Below are 15,094 nucleotides of genomic sequence, written 5' to 3'. Positions count from 1 at the left end.
GGAACATGTGGAAAAAGAGAAAAGGCCGGATTTTCTGGAAGTATTTTTCCAGCTACATCATTTTGATTTTACTGCCTGCCATTTCCGCGTGTTTCCTGATCTATACGTATTTGGTAAGCATGATGGACAGCGAGGTCGAGAAGTCGGACCTGCTTATGCTGCAAAGCTTCTCGCAGAGCACGGACAAAATGCTGTTCAACCTGCGAGAAGATATGGTTCAGCTGGCAGGCTCCTACTTCGTCGGCAAATTCAGCGAGTACGGGGGAAGTCCACAATCGGTTGACCAGGTTGAACGGGTGGATACGATCAAGGAAATCTACCGAGAGCTGGCTACGATCGAGAATGCTTTTACCCTCAGTCATGCCTTTCTATATTTTCCGCAGCAGCAGCTTGTGATCGATAAAAACGGCATATCGCCAAAGGACACGTTCTTCACTTATCGCCATGTGTACAAGGGGTTGTCCGCAGCGGAGCTGGAGAAGCTGTTCACCGGTAAACACCGCATGACGTTTACCCCTAAGCTGAATGTTCAGCGGCTTGATATTTTGAGCAAAGAAGTAACGGCCACTTATCCGGCCGTCAGTCTGTTAATGAGCTATCCGATCGCCTCCGACTCGCCGGAGGTGTATCTGGTTGCAGATCTGCAAGGGCAATCACTGCAGTCCGAGATTACGCTGGGGGATGAGCCCAGCAAAGAAACGGCAATTTTAGACGTAGCCAATCATTCCGTTATTGCTCTGACGCCTGGTTATTCGGAGCAGAACGTCCTGCAGTTGGAGAGTCTTGTCGTTGCGAATGAGCGTGGATCCGGCATTGTGGAGCTGGATGGAACGAAGGTTCACGTCTCCTACGTCAGCTCACGGTTGAACAATTGGTACTATGTGACGCTAACGGAGCTGGCTGAACTGCGCAGCTCTGCGAATCTGATGAGGACAGTATCCGTCTGGTTTTTGCTCGGTTTCACGGTCATCGGGCTGGTAGTCTCGAATGTGCTAAGCCGCAGGATGGCGCTGCCCATCTACCGCATCAAATCGAAGTTCGAGCTCATGCCCGAATACAAGCAGGATGCGCCGGACGGAACGCAGGATGAACTGCACATGATTTCGAAATGGTCCAATCATCTGCTGAACCGCAGTAGTGAGATGGAGGTTACGCTGCGGGCGGTAGAGCCGATTATCCATGAGCATTTTGTCGGTAAGGTCGTGACCGGAGAGTGGCGGAATCCGTACCTTGTCCAGCAGTATGCCAAAGAAATCGGTTTTAATCTATATGAGAACGTACCCAAATGCGTGGTGATTATCGAGCTTCTCTATGATGTGAACGCTCATCGTACGATGAGCGTCAGCGAGAAGACCCTGCATAACACGGAGCTGCGCAGCAAAATTGCAGCTGCTTTGCCTGAGCGAGTCTGGTTCACACAGCCGACGGATAGCCTGCTCGTATGCGTCATTCGGCTGATGCCGGAAGGGGGGGATGGTACGGAGGAGGCCTTGCAAATACAGAAAATCCTGCAACCGTTCTCGATCTATTTCCGAAGCGTCATCTCGGTTGGGGCTGTCGCGCTAGAGCCTCAGCAGCTCTATGAATCGTACTGCCAAGCAGCTGATCTGCTGGAGAACAAACCGGTATCCAAGCTGGAGCAAATTTTGACAGGCGATGGCTGGAAGCATGAGCGAAGTTCTTTTGACGGCTGTCTGACTCAACAAGAGCTAGGCCGGATCACGAATCTGGTCAAGACGATGGATCGTGCAGGGCTTGCCCGATATTGCTGTGAGCTGCTGGACGATAGTGTACGTAAGCAGTATACGCTGAAGGAGACGAAGGAGCTCGCTCGGGATATGCTGAACGCACTCATCCGAGAAGGAAGTATTGCGGCCGGTGTCGAGGTCAATTTGGAGACTTATCCGGCTCTACTCGAGCAGTTATCCATGTGCGTGGAACTGGAGGAGTTCAAGCTTGTTTTCTCGGAGGCATGCGGCACGATGCTGACGGAAGCGGAGAGCAAGGAAGAACGTTCGATGTTGCTGGAGCAAGTCACCGCGTATATCCACGAACACTATGCGGAAAATCTAGGGCTCGAGCAGTTTGCGCGTCAGCTCGGGATGTCCATGGGCCATTTTAGCCGCATATTCAAGGATTATACCTCGGAGAAGTTCGTCGACTATGTCGCCAAGGTCAGGTTGAATAAAGCGAAGGAGCTGCTGAAGGAGACCGGGCTGAACATGGAGGAGGTTGCGGGGCGAGTCGGGTTTATTTCCGCCACCTCGTTTATTACGACATTCAAGAAGTACGAGGGCATTACGCCGGGAAAATTCCGAACACTTGCTTAGCTGGCAAGATGAAATTAGTTGATCCGAGGTGAACGGCTATGCCGATCCTTAATGATATTCGTTATTGTACAACGTTGCCGGAGACAAGAGTGTTGGATCTGTACGTGCCGGACGGGAAGAAGAATGGCGCTGCTATTCTGTTTATTCATGGCGGAGGATGGGCCAAAGGAGACAAGGGGCAGTTCCGCGATGTTGCAGCTTGGTTCGCAGAGCACGGCTTCGTATGCGCGTCGATGAAATACCGGCTAAGCACAGAAAAGCCGTATCCCGCCGCCCTGGAGGACGCTAGGCTGGCGATGCAGTATATGCGGCACCATGCGGACGAACTGGGCTTCGATTCGGCGAAGATCGCATCTGCCGGCTCTTCGGCTGGCGGCTACTTGGCCGCAATGCTGGCGTTAATCCAGCCGGAGGACAGGTTCGGACAAACGGCGGAGCTTGTGATGACGGATACGCGTCCGAATGCGGTAGCCCTCTATTGTCCGGTGACGACGCTGCATGTCGACAGAGAGTTTATCTTGAAGTTTATGGTTACCCCCGAATCGGACGCTCCCGAACGATACCGTGAAGGTTCGCCGATCGACCGGATATCGGGAGGGGAACCGCCATTCCTCATCCTGAATGGGGATGAAGACAAGACGACGCCTCTGGCGGAAGTGCGCGCATTTGCTGAGAAGCTGAATGAGCTCGGTTCGCGTGCGGAGGTGGTCGCGCTGCAAGGCGTGAAGCACGGCTTCAGCTACGGAATTACGTCGGACGCGCAGCAGCAGTCCATTCAAGCGATTCTGACCTTCCTTCAAGCTGAGTTCGCGCTGAGCTGAGGAACGAGGACCCGTGGTCCTTTGCCTAGTTCGTTTTTCATGCTCAAATGGCATGTTGGAGCGTGACATCATCGGACTGGGCATTTTTTTTGACTTTTTTTCATCTCGTTATTTTTGAATGGTTGTGCAAATTTGCACGTTATCCGCTGCGGTCACGATTGTAAGAAAACAAAGCCGCCAAAAAATCGAAGATTTACATAGGATTTTTTTGACCGCTATGATAGGGGTAACCGGGCTGCGGCACAAGAATGGCCGACATGACAGCATCTGTAAACCGGAATTGACAAAAAGGTGGTGATTCAAGTTAGTTAGCTTTGAAAGCGTTTCCTTCGCAAAAGGGGAGTGGAGCGCATTAGCTTTTAGAATCGTTGAGGAGGTTATTCGTTCATGTTCAAACACCGTTTATGGACCCATCTGGTACTTTGCGCTTCGTTATCTTTCGTTTCGCTGGCCGGCGCGTTAGCGATCCCCGAGCCGGCCGAAGCGGCGGGCACGACGTATTATGTGGATGCTTCGATGCCCGATGACAGCGGAAATGGCACCAGCACGGCAACTGCTTGGAAGTCGTTGACCAAGGTCAATAGTGTTACGTTCCAACCGGGCGATACAATTTTGTTCAAAGCCGGCGGCATTTGGACCGGTCAGCTCCATCCGGGCGGATCGGGAAGCGCAGCCGGAGGCGCGATTTCGATCGACATGTACGGGACGGGAAATAAACCGATGATCGATGGGAACGGAATGACGGGGCAAGGGGTTATCTTTTTTTCGAATCAGGAGTATTGGGAAATCAATAATCTCGATATTACCAATGATGCGTTAACGGAGGGAGATCGCAGAGGAATTGAAATTATAGCTGATAGCGCTGGAACGTTTACTCATTTTTATATCCGGAACAATACGATTCACGACATTGAGGGTTCGGTTGGAGGGTCACTTGCCAACAAGAAGACAGCAGCTATCTATTTCGAGGGCCAGTCGGAGATGACGCAGTTTAACGATATTGTAATCGAAAATAATGTCATTCACGATGTGAAGAATCAAGGCATTGTGACGAATAACTCAGCCATCGACTTCAGCGCAGATGAATATTACCCTGGCGAATCCGGCTGGAATAACGTGAAATATTCGAATCTGGCTGTCCGCAGTAATACATTGTACAACATTTCCAAGAATGCGATGATTATCCGGCTTGCGGATGGGGGCGTCGTCGAATATAACGTTGCGCATGATACGGCCACAGGGACGACAGGAAATACGATGTTTACAAGGAGCTCCAGAAATACGGTGCTGCAATACAATGAGGGCTACTTGAACAAAAGTCCGGGAGTCGACGGGAACATGTACGATCCTGACCTGAGAAGTCCTGGAACAGTATGGCAGTACAGTTATAGCCATGATAACAACCATGGATTGATCTGGTTTTGCACCGATCCGGAGGATAGCGGTCTGATCGTTCGGTATAACATCAGCCAGAATGACAAGGGCAATCTGGTTTATATCAACTACGCATTCACAGGCGCATCGATCTATAACAACACGTTCTATATCGGTTCGGGATTATCACCAACGATTATTAGGGAAAACCCGGTAAATACGCATACGTACTCTTTTGACAATAACATCATCTACAACAACAGCTCCACAGCTTCCTATGTATTTGCTTCCAGTGGAACGACGCGTTCACTCGACTCCAATACGTTCTATGGGCAGCATCCGACGAGTGAACCTTCATTGACGGTGGATACGCATAAGCTCACTTCGAATCCGCTGCTTGTGGGACCAGGTACGGGAGGCATCGGTCGAGATGGAGTGGACGGCTACAAGCTGCTTGCCGGATCGCCGGCAATTGGCAGCGGGAAAGTGATTTCGGGCAATGGAGGAAAGGATTACTGGGGGAATACCGTATCGGCGACAGCCGCTCCTAACCGCGGGGCCTACGGAGGAGCTGGGGTGACGTACACCGGTTTTACCCGTCAGACCGAAGATTTGTTGTTGTCCGGCAGCTCAGGTGAGAGGCATATTTCATTTGCCGATGCCGCTTGCAGTGAAGGGCGGTGCACGAAATTCTCGTCCGACGGGGTAGGCGATAATGTGATCTATCGCGTCAATATTCCGCAGCCCGGCACCTACAACGTGAAGGTAGGCGTGAAGAAGCTGAACGACCGTGGCAAATTCCAATTGTCAGGAGCGGGGAGCCCCATCGGTTCGGAGCAGGATTTGTACTCGGCAACCTCATCTGTTGTTGAACTGAATATCGGAAACGTAACGTACAATCAGGCTGGAGATAAAGGGCTGAAGTTTACCGTGACAGGGAAAAATGCAGCCAGCTCAGACTATATCCTGTCGTTTGATTACGTTAAGCTTACTTTGCAGTAATGATGACCATGGACGGTAGGCGATTGAAAAGGAGGAGAACGCGATGAAAGGTAAACAACGGGTAAAAAAGCGGCTTGCAAGCTGGCTCATAGCAAGTGTGCTGCTCATGGGAGGAGCGGTGTCTGTGGCGGTGCTGACAGGCTTTCAGGACGATAGCTTGGGCCGCATCAATGATTCGTCGGTGGACCGCAGAGAGTTTGCCTTGCTTCTAGCCCAGCAGCGATCGCAGACCGTCCAGTATTTCAAGCAGCACTACAAGGCGGCCGTTAACGAAACGTTCTGGGAGACGTCTTTTGATGGCGTAACGCCTGCAGATTACGCCAAGCAAGCGGCGCTGGACCAGCTGATCAAATATCGGGTTGAGCAGCAGCTTGCGCGTAGCCATGGGCTGGACGTATCGTCAGATTACGGGGAGTTCCTACAGCGCCTAAGGAAAGAGAACGAACAGCGTAAGTCGGCGCTTCGAACCGGGAGTCCGATCTACGGTCCCGCCCAATATAGTGAATGGAGCTATTATGATTATTTGCATTCGAACTTGATCATCAAGCTGAAGGAAAAGCTGCAGGAAGGCGGCGAGGTTGCAACCGAAGAGGCGCTGTACAAGATATACGAGGAGCAAAAAGATAACCGCTACCGGATGCCGGAAGAAGCAACGGTGAATGTGATGTCGTTTCCGCTTGGTGACGGAAATCGAGCTGTGAATGCGCTGTCCATGCTGACTGGCGGCGCTTCGTTTGCGCAGGTGCGGAGCGAGCTATCGCCGTTCGTGATGAACCGCCGTGCGGACGGGGAGGCGATCCGACTGGGAGGCGCTGGCACGGAGGACCACGCGGAAGCGGAGGAACTTCTGCTGAAGACAGCGCTGCAGCTGGAAGAAGGAAAGGCAGCTCGTGTTGATTTAGCCAACCGTGCCTCTGTCCTTCAGCTCATCAGCAAAACAGACCATCAGTATCTCCCATTCGAGCAGGTCAAAGAAACGATTAGGCATGAATGGAACGACCAAGGGTTTGAACGGCACATTGAGCTGCTCAAGAAGCAAGCGAAGGTCGAGCTGAACCAAAGGAATTTGCAGCGTATTAACGCTGCGGAATGATAGGTTGTTTGAAGTGAATACACACTACAACGTAAGGGAGGCTGCGAATGGTGAGAAAGGTTGTATTGGCTGCTCTTATCGCAATGTTATGTTTGGGAATGCTCCCGCTGGCTCCCGGACTTTCGGGGAAGGTTCAGGCGGCGGGCATAAATCTGGCCCTGGGCAAGTCTGTAACCATCAACCAAGGCGGAACACTGGGGAGCACCTTTGCAAGCGCCATAACGGATGGGGACGCTGCCACGATGTGGAGATCCTATGAAGCGGGTACGCCCGCCACACTGACAGCACAATTGACGCTTGACCTTGGCAGCGTGCAGTCGTTTAACAAAATTGTGCTAACGGAGTACAAGCAGAAAGCCGTTCAACTGACGGTGGACCTATCGAATGACAATACGCAATGGACGCAAGCGTACACGAATACGTTCACTGCGACGGGGACCACGAACCGGGTCATCGACATGCAGCTTGGAAATCAATCGGCAAGGTATATCCGGATCACGGCTCCTATCGCCGTCTATGCGTTCGGTATTTATGAGCTTGAAGTCTATGGAGGGAATCTGGCATTAGGCCAAACGGTTACGATTAATGAAGGAGGCACCTTCAGCAGTAATGTGGCCGCGAACATAACGGATGGTGATTCGGCCACGATGTGGCGAGCTTATGCCGAAGGTACGCCGGCGACATTGTCTGCGCAGGTGACGCTGGATCTAGGCAGCCAGCAGCTGTTCAATACGATTGTGTTGACCGAATATAAGCAGAAAGCGGTTCAACTGATCGTGAATATTTCGGATAATCAGGTGGACTGGAATCAAGTCTATACGCATACGTTCACCAATACGGGAACGACCAATCGTGAGACGACGATTCCCGTTGACAATTTGACCGCCCGGTACATTCGGATTACTGCTCCTAATGCCCTCTATGCGTTTGGCTTGTATGAAATGGAAGTATACAACGCTGTGAGCCCGCCTTCTAATCCGAATGGAAGCATGATTGTGCATACGGGCCTGTACGGAGGAGCTGCTCAAACCGTAACAGCTGCCAAAGCGGACTTTCACTTGTACTTGTTCATCGGGCAGTCGAATATGTCCGGTCGGGCGCCAGTGGAATCGCAGGATTTGCCTGCGATCAGCCGAGCGTACCTGTTTAACGGTTTGAACCAATGGGAGGAGGCCAAACCCGGTCTTGTAACCAATCGCCCTTCCCTTACGGCAACACAAGGGTTTAACCGGTATTCTTCGGTTGAAGACAGCACGAAGGTGAACGGCTTGAACGTCGCAAGCAGCTTTGCAAAGGCAATTACGCTCAGCAACCCGCAAATCACGGTCGGCCTTATATCCAATGCAAGAGGTGGGACGAGTATTGCGGAATGGCAAAAAGGGGCCGGAACCGGACTGTACGAGGAAGCGGTTAGAAGGACGAAGGAAGCGATGAAGACGGGGACGTTGAAGGGGATTATTTGGCATCAGGGTGAATCAGACCAGTCCAAGGCCAACACAACGTATATGAGCAGTCTTCAGCAGCTGGTCGGCGATTTAAGAGCCGATTTAAGCAGTCCGACCGTTCCTTTTGTAGCGGGTCAACTCCTACCGACCAAAAGCGCGGATTTTAACCAGATGATTACGACAATTCCACAGTTCATTGCGAATTCATATTGGGTTGCCAATACGGACACGGTCTCGATCGGTGACGGATCGCACTTTAATGCCGCGAGCCAAAGGCTGCTTGGCCAGCGGTATGCGGAAGAGATTTTGAATCAATAGGGGGACTGATCAAGGTGGAATATGATTTCCTCCATAGCCTTAGCCCGAAAATTATGGATATCGTGCAAAGAGATGGACCTTTCTGGCATCAATCCCACTACCGTTTGTTTCGTGAAAGAACGCGGATGCATATTTTGGGCATCGTCATCTCGGGCGAAGGAATCCTTAGACTTGGAGATCGCGCTGAGCAAGTTATGCGTCAAGGTGCTATTTTTCAAATTTGGCCAGGCCTGAAGATGGAGATGACCACAAGCCCGAGCAATCCACTTTGCTTTGTCTCAATTCATTACCAATACGGTCTTCTACAGTGGGACGGTATCAACGCCAAGTGGTTGAAAGCCGATGGGCCGCTCCCCTTGGGGGACTTCTTGCCTGAATTTGGAACGCAGAGCATGATGGAGAAATTCAAGCATCTTTTTGGGATATGGGGTCAAAAAGAAGCGGGTTTCGAATGGGAAGCCCGTGTTGAATTTCTGTGTGCTATAAGGGAGATCGCATCAGCCTTGGCTAGAAGAAGAGAGGTAGAAGAAGCGGGGACAGCGGCCATCGTGCGAGAGGCCATTGCATATATGAAAGCCGGTTATCAGGATGACTTGACGAGAGACTTCATGGCTCGAAGGGCTTCCTTATCCCCTTCTTATTTCTCCAGTATTTTCAAAAAACACACGGGCTACTCACCCATCCAGTATTTAACTCGAATCCGGATCGATAAAGCGAAGCAGCTATTGAAAGAAAGCAGATTGCCCATCAAGCAAGTAGCAGAGGAGGTTGGCTTCGTCGATTCGTTCTATTTTACAAGATTATTCACTCGTGAAACCGGACTAACACCAAGCCACTATCGTCATGCGTAGTCATCAACCAAAAATCCAGATTTCTCATCGGATTCTGCATGTTCTGCAGGTCCTTTTTCTTTTATTCTAAAAGCAAGAAGGATGACATTCACAAAGGGGATGCAGCAGATGACAACTGAGGTGCAAGCTAATCGTAAACCACGCATTATTGATGCAGATGTTCATAATGCAATTGCCAAAGCGCAGGATTTACTTCCGTATCTACCCAAGGTATGGCATGATCAGTGGCGCGGGGTTGGGCCCGGTTATGGAGGAGGATGGTATTCGCCCATCGGTGTAATGCGCAAGGATGCGAAGCAGCCGAACGGTGGAACGCCTGGCAGCGATCCGCATTTTATGCTTAAGCATCACTTCGAAAAATGGGGCATCGACTACGGCATCCTAACAGGTTCAGGCATCCTAGGGATATCGCTCAATCCGGATCCGGATTATGGTAATGCTGTGGCGAGCGCTTATAATGACTGGTTGGTGGAAAATTGGCTTAACGTAAGTCCTGTGTTCAAAGGTTCTATTCTCATTAATCATGCGGATCCACAGGCTGCTGCGAAAGAAATAGATCGAATGGCTCGTAATAAAGACATGGTCCAAGTCATCATGTGCAGTGGCTCAAGAATGTTGTATGGACAACGAGTTTTCCATCCCATCTATGAAGCCGCGGAGCGAAATGGGTTACCAGTTGCCGTTCATCCGGGAACGGAAGGACGTGGCGTCGCAGGGGCTCCGACGCCTTCCGGTTATCCCACGAGGTATTTCGAGTGGCATAATATTTTACCGACCAATTATATGGCGCATGTGAATAGCCTTGTTTGTGAAGGTGTCTTCGAGAAGTTTCCAGGGTTGAAATTTGTCGCGATTGAAGGCGGTATTGCTTGGGCTCCGCATCTGATGTGGCGCATGGATAAAAATTATAAAGCTTTGCGCGATCAAGTGCCATGGCTGAAACGACTTCCGTCCGAGTATATCCGTAGGCATGTGTACTTCACGACACAACCGATCGAAGAACCGGATAAGCCGGAGCAATTGAATCAAATGTTCGACATGGTCGGAGCAGATAACAATATCCTGTTCTCCTCCGATTATCCGCATTGGGATTTCGATAATCCCAAGGTCGTCTTGCAGCCGATTCGCAAGGATCTCCGTCAGAAAATTCTGTGCGATAATGCGATGCATTTGTACAAATTGTTTGAACGGCCGCAAGTATCTTCGACAGCTGCCATGCTGGGGGAGGCGTAACCATGGACACGGTGAAAGGAAAGGACAAAACTGCATATCCTGTGTGTTCTGTTCATGAGGTGTCCGAAGGCGGCCGCAAAATTGTGGAAGTCCGTGGCATGGAGCTTGGCCTATTTCATATTCGAAATCAATGGTATGCCTGGCGGAACGTCTGCCCGCATGCGGCAGCGCCTGTCTGCGAGGGTGTAGTCTGCGGAACGCGGCTGCCCTCCTTGGTTTATGAATACGAGTATGGCCGAGATCGAGAAGTTGTTCGTTGTCCATGGCATGGCTGGGAGTTTGATTTGTTAACCGGAAAGCATCTGGCCGAAGAGAAGGGTGCACGGCTGCGTGGTTATGTGGTTGAGGTCATTGGCGATACCGTATGTGTGTTGATTTAAGTGGATAGCGAAAAAAACGGACGAATTGGTTGGTTACAATCGGGGTAAGTTCACAACGCGTACTGGCATTTGATAAATTTGAATTTAATCCTGATAATTCGATTAAACCCGTTGAATGACATAGGAGCGATTCGCCGCGGTTTGGCCCGATAGTAGTATGGAACTATTATGTAGAAAGTACTTCAGAACTTATTTGTAATTCAGCGTTTTTGCTGTAAAACGTCACTTCAAAACTTAATTTGTAAACCGATTTTATAAGAAAAGCCAGCAAACCCTTGAGTTTGCTGGCTTTCTGCACTTCAAAACTAATTTGTCACCAGACAGGTGGGTGAGTGAAAATATTGGGTGACAGTGTCGGCATCGTACTTCCCGATATGACGAATCCTTATTTCATGGAAATCGCCAGAGCAATTCAACACCGCTGCTTTCAAGAAGGCTACCATCTGCTGTTCGTTGATGCGGAGGAAAGTGCGGATAAAGAAAAGGAGGCTATTAAGTTCCTGCTGGAAAAAAGAATCGAGGCGCTCATACTTGCGGGGGTCGGGCAGCAACCGGGGGCAAATTCAGCCGCTCAGCGGCACGGGCATTCACGTCATTCTCGTCGATCGCCGATACTCGAACCTGAAGCTTGATACCGTAGCTGAGGATAACATTTATGCCGCGAAAGCTGCTATTGATTATTTGCCGGGAAAAACACACACGGATTGGCATCATCAACGGGCCGTCATTGATCAGCACGGCACGAGAAAGAAGGCAGGGCGCACTCATCGGGCTTGAGGAGTCGGGGATTGCGCTAGCGCCGGAATATATCGTGGAAGGAAGCTATACACGGGAGTCGGACAGGCTTGCGATCCGACGTCTGATGGCTTTGCTCGATCCTCCAACCGCGATTTTTTCCGCCAAAATGAGATGACGTTCGGCGTATATTTGGGCCTGCAAGAGTTGGGGCTGCCTCTCGATAGCATCGAGGTTGTCTCTTTCGGAAATCTCGAGTTCGCGTCGCTCTTCCACCATAAGCTGTCGGCGATTATGCAAAATCCACAGTACATCGGAGAAATTGTCGGTGACTTGCTGATCCGCCGTCTTGGCGGAGATAATAACGAAATCGAAAACCGGATCCTTGTGCCGGAGCTCGTTCCTATTGGAGTGTGACCGGCGCGACATAGGCGACATTTAAGCTCAGAGAGTGTGCCGGCTTCGCCATAATGAGGGGCTTACACCAAATCTTTGCTTAAACAGCCGGCTGAAGTAATGAATGCTTTGAAAACCGACAGCTTCGGTAATATGCTGAACCGACATCTTTGTTGTTTGCAGGAACGAGGCTGCAGCATTCAGGCGAAGATCGTGTAGGTATTGCAGCGGTGTTTTTCCAACGATTTTATGAAACGCACGGATGAAGTAGGAAACCTCAAGATGAGCGTGAGAGGCAAGTAGATTAACCGTAATCTGCTTGTAATAATTGGACTCCATGTAACGAATAATCGTTTGAATTCGCTCGTTCGTATCACTTTTAATCTGGAATGAATCAGAAATATAGATAGATTGGGATTCGCGCGCGCGCAAGAAGTATGCTATCATCAGCAGCAATTTACGGATGTCCAGCATGATGAGATCTTCAGCTATCGCTTTATAGGGGCTTTGCGGGCTCAGGCTGTCCCACATACGGCAAGCGCTCTCATAAATTGAAGCCAATTCCGGCAATTGAGGATCTTTGTCGGATTGCATCCGGTTCCATAGAGCTGCATGCGATAAGTCCAGAAAGTCAGCCGAGCATCGCATGTCCAGTTCGATGTATCCAATCTTGCAGGCGGGCGATTGCTTGACCAATAAATGCGGGGTATTCGGGGGCAACAGGAATAGAGCCGGCGCCGGTGCCAAATAATCCTGGCCCATCCATTTGAGTGCGGCTACCCCTTCCGAAATGAACAGAATTTCATGGTACGGATGGATGCCCCCTCCGCTTTCCTCTCCAAGAGCCTCAGTTAAGTTCACGGTATCGATCTTGCGCAAATGCATGGCTGTCCTCCTTCTCTCTGCCACTAGCCTCAGTTTATCATAGAAACCGCGCTAATAAACCATTTTACAGTTGGGAAAATCGATTTTGTGCAAACGAACACGGGAAAGTATTGATGTATCAACCCAAATTTTTGCCCTTTTTGCCGGAAAGTCAAATAGATTCTGCAAAGACATAAGCGCTCTTTCCCAGTAATCTGAAGTTAGCCTATCAGAGGCTAGAAGAGGAGCGATTCCCGATGAAAACGAAAATGAAGATGCTTCAAATTACCGGTTCTGGCGAATATGCAATCGTGAGCGCGGATGTTCCTGAGGTTAAGGATCATGAAGTATTGGTAGAAATAGATATTGTAGCGACATGTCCGCGTTGGGACATAAACATGTTGGGTGGAAAAGATATGTTCGATTACTCCAAAGCCCCGGAATATCCGCTGCCGCCGGGATGGCCCGGACATGAGGCCGCAGGCATTGTTAGAGCGGTGGGCAGCGGAGTGGTTGGATTTCAAGTCGGCGACCGTGTGGCCGCGCTTGAACATATTGAGGGAAATGGCGCTTATGCCGAATATTTGTGTTATCGCGAACATGAATTGATCAAACTGCCCGACTCGATATCGCTGAAGCAGGCAGTGTCGTTTGAATTATTGAAATGCGTCATGATTGGGTTATCGCAATTCGGCGATATGCGCGGCAAGTCGATTGTTATTTCCGGTTTGGGGCCGGCCGGCATTCTTGCGATGCAGACGGCACGGATTTGGGGCGCATCGGAAGTAATCGGCGTCGATCTGAGCGAACAGCGAATCGATTACGTAAACGAGCTTGGAATCGGTGAAGCGGTGCACGCTGACAAGCTCGGCAGCCGTCGCTTCGATCTTGGATACGACTGCGTCGGAGCGGCACCTTCCGTACAGACTCTGCTTCGTATCGTCGATCGGCACGTCGTCATCTTCGGCGTATTGAGAGGCACGGTGCAGTATGAGGATCATCTGTGGTTTAAAGGGGTGAAGCTGGAATCGTATCAGTATCGCCGTTTCACAGTCCGTGACCGGGAGCTTCTGATCGATGCCGTAGCAAATAAAGGCTTAGATACGGAATGCATTCAGACTCATCATATTCCATTCACACGTTATAAAGAAGCTGTCGAATTGTTGAAATCGCAGACAGCGATCAAAGTACATTTTTATCCGGGCAAGGATTTTGTTTAAACGGGCGAAAATAAATGATGCGGACTGAAAGGAATGTAACTATGAAAAAGATTGCAGATGGCGTTTGGCCGACGATGGTCACTCCTTTTACCGAAAACAATGAGGTTGATTTCAATGCCCTGGAAAGAGCAATTGAATGGTATATCCATCATGGCGTAGACGGTCTCTTTGCCGTATGTCAGTCGAGCGAGATGTTTTTCCTGAGCCTGGAAGAAAGAGTCAAGATTGCATCGTTTGTAAAGGAGCAATCTGCCGGCAGAATACCGGTTATTGCTTCAGGACATATTGCGGACTCTTTTGACGATCAGGTCAACGAATTGAAACGCATGGCCGAGACGGGAATCGATGCACTGGTGTTAATTACGAATCGGTTAGCCAGGCAAGAGGAATCGGATCATGTTTGGCAAAGTAATCTGGAAAGGTTGCTCGAAGAGCTGCCGGATCATATGCCTCTCGGCTTGTATGAATGTCCGTTTCCTTATAAACGGCTCGTTTCGCCTGAGCTACTGAAAGTGTGCGCGGGTTCGGGAAGATTTCTGTTTCTGAAAGATACAAGCTGCGATATCGACAACATAATGGCGAAAATGGAAGCGGTTAAAGGCACCGGGCTGAAAATTTACAACGCAAACACGGCCACTTTGCTTAAAACTTTACAATTAGGCATTTCGGGATACAGCGGCATCATGGGCAATTTTCATCCCGATTTATATGTTTGGCTCATGCGCAAATGGTCGGTCAAGCGGGAAGAGGCCGACCATTTGGCCGATTTCCTTAGTATGGCTTCGCTCATTGAAAAACAATTATACCCTGTCAATGCGAAGTACTATCTCATGCTGGAAGGCGTCTACTCGAATTACCATTCGCGCTCAAAAAATCATCATGAGTTCACTGCGACCAATCGGCTTGAAGTTGAGCAATTGCATCGGCTGTCCAAAGCCTTCTCCGAACAATATCAAACCGTCAATGGAACCGAACTACGATATAAGCAGCTATTGGAGATGCAGGATGGCGTCCTAGAAGGAGGAGTGTAAG

Annotated in this window: 14 protein-coding genes; 13 read left to right on the top strand and 1 reads right to left on the bottom strand. The window is 50.1% G+C overall.

Annotation, left to right across the window (positions count from 1 at the left end):
• Positions 1–5 precede the first annotated feature (5 nt).
• From EJQ19_RS06305 to EJQ19_RS06255, 11 genes are all read left to right on the top strand, one after another.
• Positions 6–2,330 carry a helix-turn-helix transcriptional regulator gene (locus EJQ19_RS06305; protein WP_126140333.1) on the top strand — a complete coding sequence of 775 codons (2,325 nt, stop codon included), beginning with the start codon at positions 6–8 and terminating at the stop codon, positions 2,328–2,330.
• Between the two features lie 38 nt (positions 2,331–2,368).
• A complete protein-coding gene (locus EJQ19_RS06300) occupies positions 2,369–3,151 on the top strand; it encodes an alpha/beta hydrolase (protein WP_126140332.1) in 783 nt (260 codons plus the stop codon).
• 387 nt (positions 3,152–3,538) lie between these two features.
• The gene (locus tag EJQ19_RS06295; RefSeq protein ID WP_126140331.1) at positions 3,539–5,527 is read left to right on the top strand and encodes a hypothetical protein; all 1,989 of its coding nucleotides are present in this window, start codon (positions 3,539–3,541) and stop codon (positions 5,525–5,527) included.
• A gap of 43 nt (positions 5,528–5,570) precedes the next feature.
• Positions 5,571–6,620, top strand: coding sequence for a peptidylprolyl isomerase (locus EJQ19_RS06290; protein ID WP_126140330.1), 1,050 nt, complete (start codon positions 5,571–5,573; stop codon positions 6,618–6,620).
• 47 nt (positions 6,621–6,667) lie between these two features.
• Positions 6,668–8,383 (top strand): sialate O-acetylesterase, encoded by a 1,716-nt coding sequence (locus tag EJQ19_RS06285; RefSeq protein ID WP_126140329.1) that lies wholly within the window; start codon positions 6,668–6,670, stop codon positions 8,381–8,383.
• Positions 8,384–8,397: 14 nt separating this feature from the next.
• Complete coding sequence (locus EJQ19_RS06280; protein ID WP_126140328.1) at positions 8,398–9,234, top strand: helix-turn-helix domain-containing protein; 837 nt, start codon at positions 8,398–8,400, stop codon at positions 9,232–9,234.
• Between the two features lie 108 nt (positions 9,235–9,342).
• Complete coding sequence (locus tag EJQ19_RS06275) at positions 9,343–10,467, top strand: amidohydrolase family protein (RefSeq protein ID WP_126140327.1); 1,125 nt, start codon at positions 9,343–9,345, stop codon at positions 10,465–10,467.
• Positions 10,468–10,469: 2 nt separating this feature from the next.
• A complete protein-coding gene (locus EJQ19_RS06270) occupies positions 10,470–10,847 on the top strand; it encodes a Rieske (2Fe-2S) protein (RefSeq protein WP_126140326.1) in 378 nt (125 codons plus the stop codon).
• 332 nt (positions 10,848–11,179) lie between these two features.
• Positions 11,180–11,479, top strand: a complete 300-nt coding sequence (locus EJQ19_RS06265) for a type 1 periplasmic-binding domain-containing protein (RefSeq protein WP_126140325.1) — start codon at positions 11,180–11,182, stop codon at positions 11,477–11,479.
• A gap of 23 nt (positions 11,480–11,502) precedes the next feature.
• The gene (locus EJQ19_RS06260) at positions 11,503–11,760 is read left to right on the top strand and encodes a type 1 periplasmic-binding domain-containing protein (RefSeq protein ID WP_126140324.1); all 258 of its coding nucleotides are present in this window, start codon (positions 11,503–11,505) and stop codon (positions 11,758–11,760) included.
• Positions 11,757–11,999 carry a substrate-binding domain-containing protein gene (locus EJQ19_RS06255; protein WP_126140323.1) on the top strand — a complete coding sequence of 81 codons (243 nt, stop codon included), beginning with the start codon at positions 11,757–11,759 and terminating at the stop codon, positions 11,997–11,999. Before EJQ19_RS06260 ends, EJQ19_RS06255 begins: the two co-directional genes overlap by 4 nt.
• Before the next feature lie 27 nt (positions 12,000–12,026).
• Here the strand turns inward: EJQ19_RS06255 and EJQ19_RS06250 are convergent, their stop codons facing one another.
• A complete protein-coding gene (locus EJQ19_RS06250) occupies positions 12,027–12,863 on the bottom strand; it encodes an AraC family transcriptional regulator (RefSeq protein WP_126140322.1) in 837 nt (278 codons plus the stop codon).
• Positions 12,864–13,099: 236 nt separating this feature from the next.
• On the opposite strand from EJQ19_RS06250, the gene EJQ19_RS06245 reads away from it, so the two are divergent.
• Together EJQ19_RS06245 and EJQ19_RS06240 are read left to right on the top strand one after the other, a co-directional pair.
• Positions 13,100–14,062, top strand: a complete 963-nt coding sequence (locus EJQ19_RS06245; RefSeq protein WP_126140321.1) for a zinc-dependent alcohol dehydrogenase — start codon at positions 13,100–13,102, stop codon at positions 14,060–14,062.
• A 41-nt stretch (positions 14,063–14,103) separates the two neighbouring features.
• Entirely contained in the window at positions 14,104–15,093 is a 990-nt protein-coding gene (locus EJQ19_RS06240) for a dihydrodipicolinate synthase family protein (RefSeq protein WP_126140320.1), read from the top strand.
• The last annotated feature ends 1 nt before the right edge of the window (position 15,094 follow it).

Source organism: Paenibacillus whitsoniae (assembly GCF_003955665.1).
GTDB classification, from domain to species: domain Bacteria; phylum Bacillota; class Bacilli; order Paenibacillales; family NBRC-103111; genus Paenibacillus_E; species Paenibacillus_E whitsoniae.
Note: the sequence above shows the minus strand (reverse complement) of the source record. Positions and strands in the feature narration are given on the sequence as shown.

Excerpts from the sequence above, each read along its gene's own strand:
- EJQ19_RS06305 (WP_126140333.1), top strand. The coding sequence starts at position 6 with ATGTGGAAAAAGAGAAAAGGCCGGATTTTCTGGAAGTATTTTTCCAGC.
- EJQ19_RS06300 (WP_126140332.1), top strand. The coding sequence starts at position 2,369 with ATGCCGATCCTTAATGATATTCGTTATTGTACAACGTTGCCGGAGACA.
- EJQ19_RS06295 (WP_126140331.1), top strand. The coding sequence starts at position 3,539 with ATGTTCAAACACCGTTTATGGACCCATCTGGTACTTTGCGCTTCGTTA.
- EJQ19_RS06290 (WP_126140330.1), top strand. The coding sequence starts at position 5,571 with ATGAAAGGTAAACAACGGGTAAAAAAGCGGCTTGCAAGCTGGCTCATA.
- EJQ19_RS06285 (WP_126140329.1), top strand. The coding sequence starts at position 6,668 with ATGGTGAGAAAGGTTGTATTGGCTGCTCTTATCGCAATGTTATGTTTG.
- EJQ19_RS06275 (WP_126140327.1), top strand. The coding sequence starts at position 9,343 with ATGACAACTGAGGTGCAAGCTAATCGTAAACCACGCATTATTGATGCA.
- EJQ19_RS06270 (WP_126140326.1), top strand. The coding sequence starts at position 10,470 with ATGGACACGGTGAAAGGAAAGGACAAAACTGCATATCCTGTGTGTTCT.
- EJQ19_RS06260 (WP_126140324.1), top strand. The coding sequence starts at position 11,503 with ATGCCGCGAAAGCTGCTATTGATTATTTGCCGGGAAAAACACACACGG.
- EJQ19_RS06255 (WP_126140323.1), top strand. The coding sequence starts at position 11,757 with ATGACGTTCGGCGTATATTTGGGCCTGCAAGAGTTGGGGCTGCCTCTC.
- EJQ19_RS06250 (WP_126140322.1), bottom strand. The coding sequence starts at position 12,863 with ATGCATTTGCGCAAGATCGATACCGTGAACTTAACTGAGGCTCTTGGA.
- EJQ19_RS06245 (WP_126140321.1), top strand. The coding sequence starts at position 13,100 with ATGAAAACGAAAATGAAGATGCTTCAAATTACCGGTTCTGGCGAATAT.
- EJQ19_RS06240 (WP_126140320.1), top strand. The coding sequence starts at position 14,104 with ATGAAAAAGATTGCAGATGGCGTTTGGCCGACGATGGTCACTCCTTTT.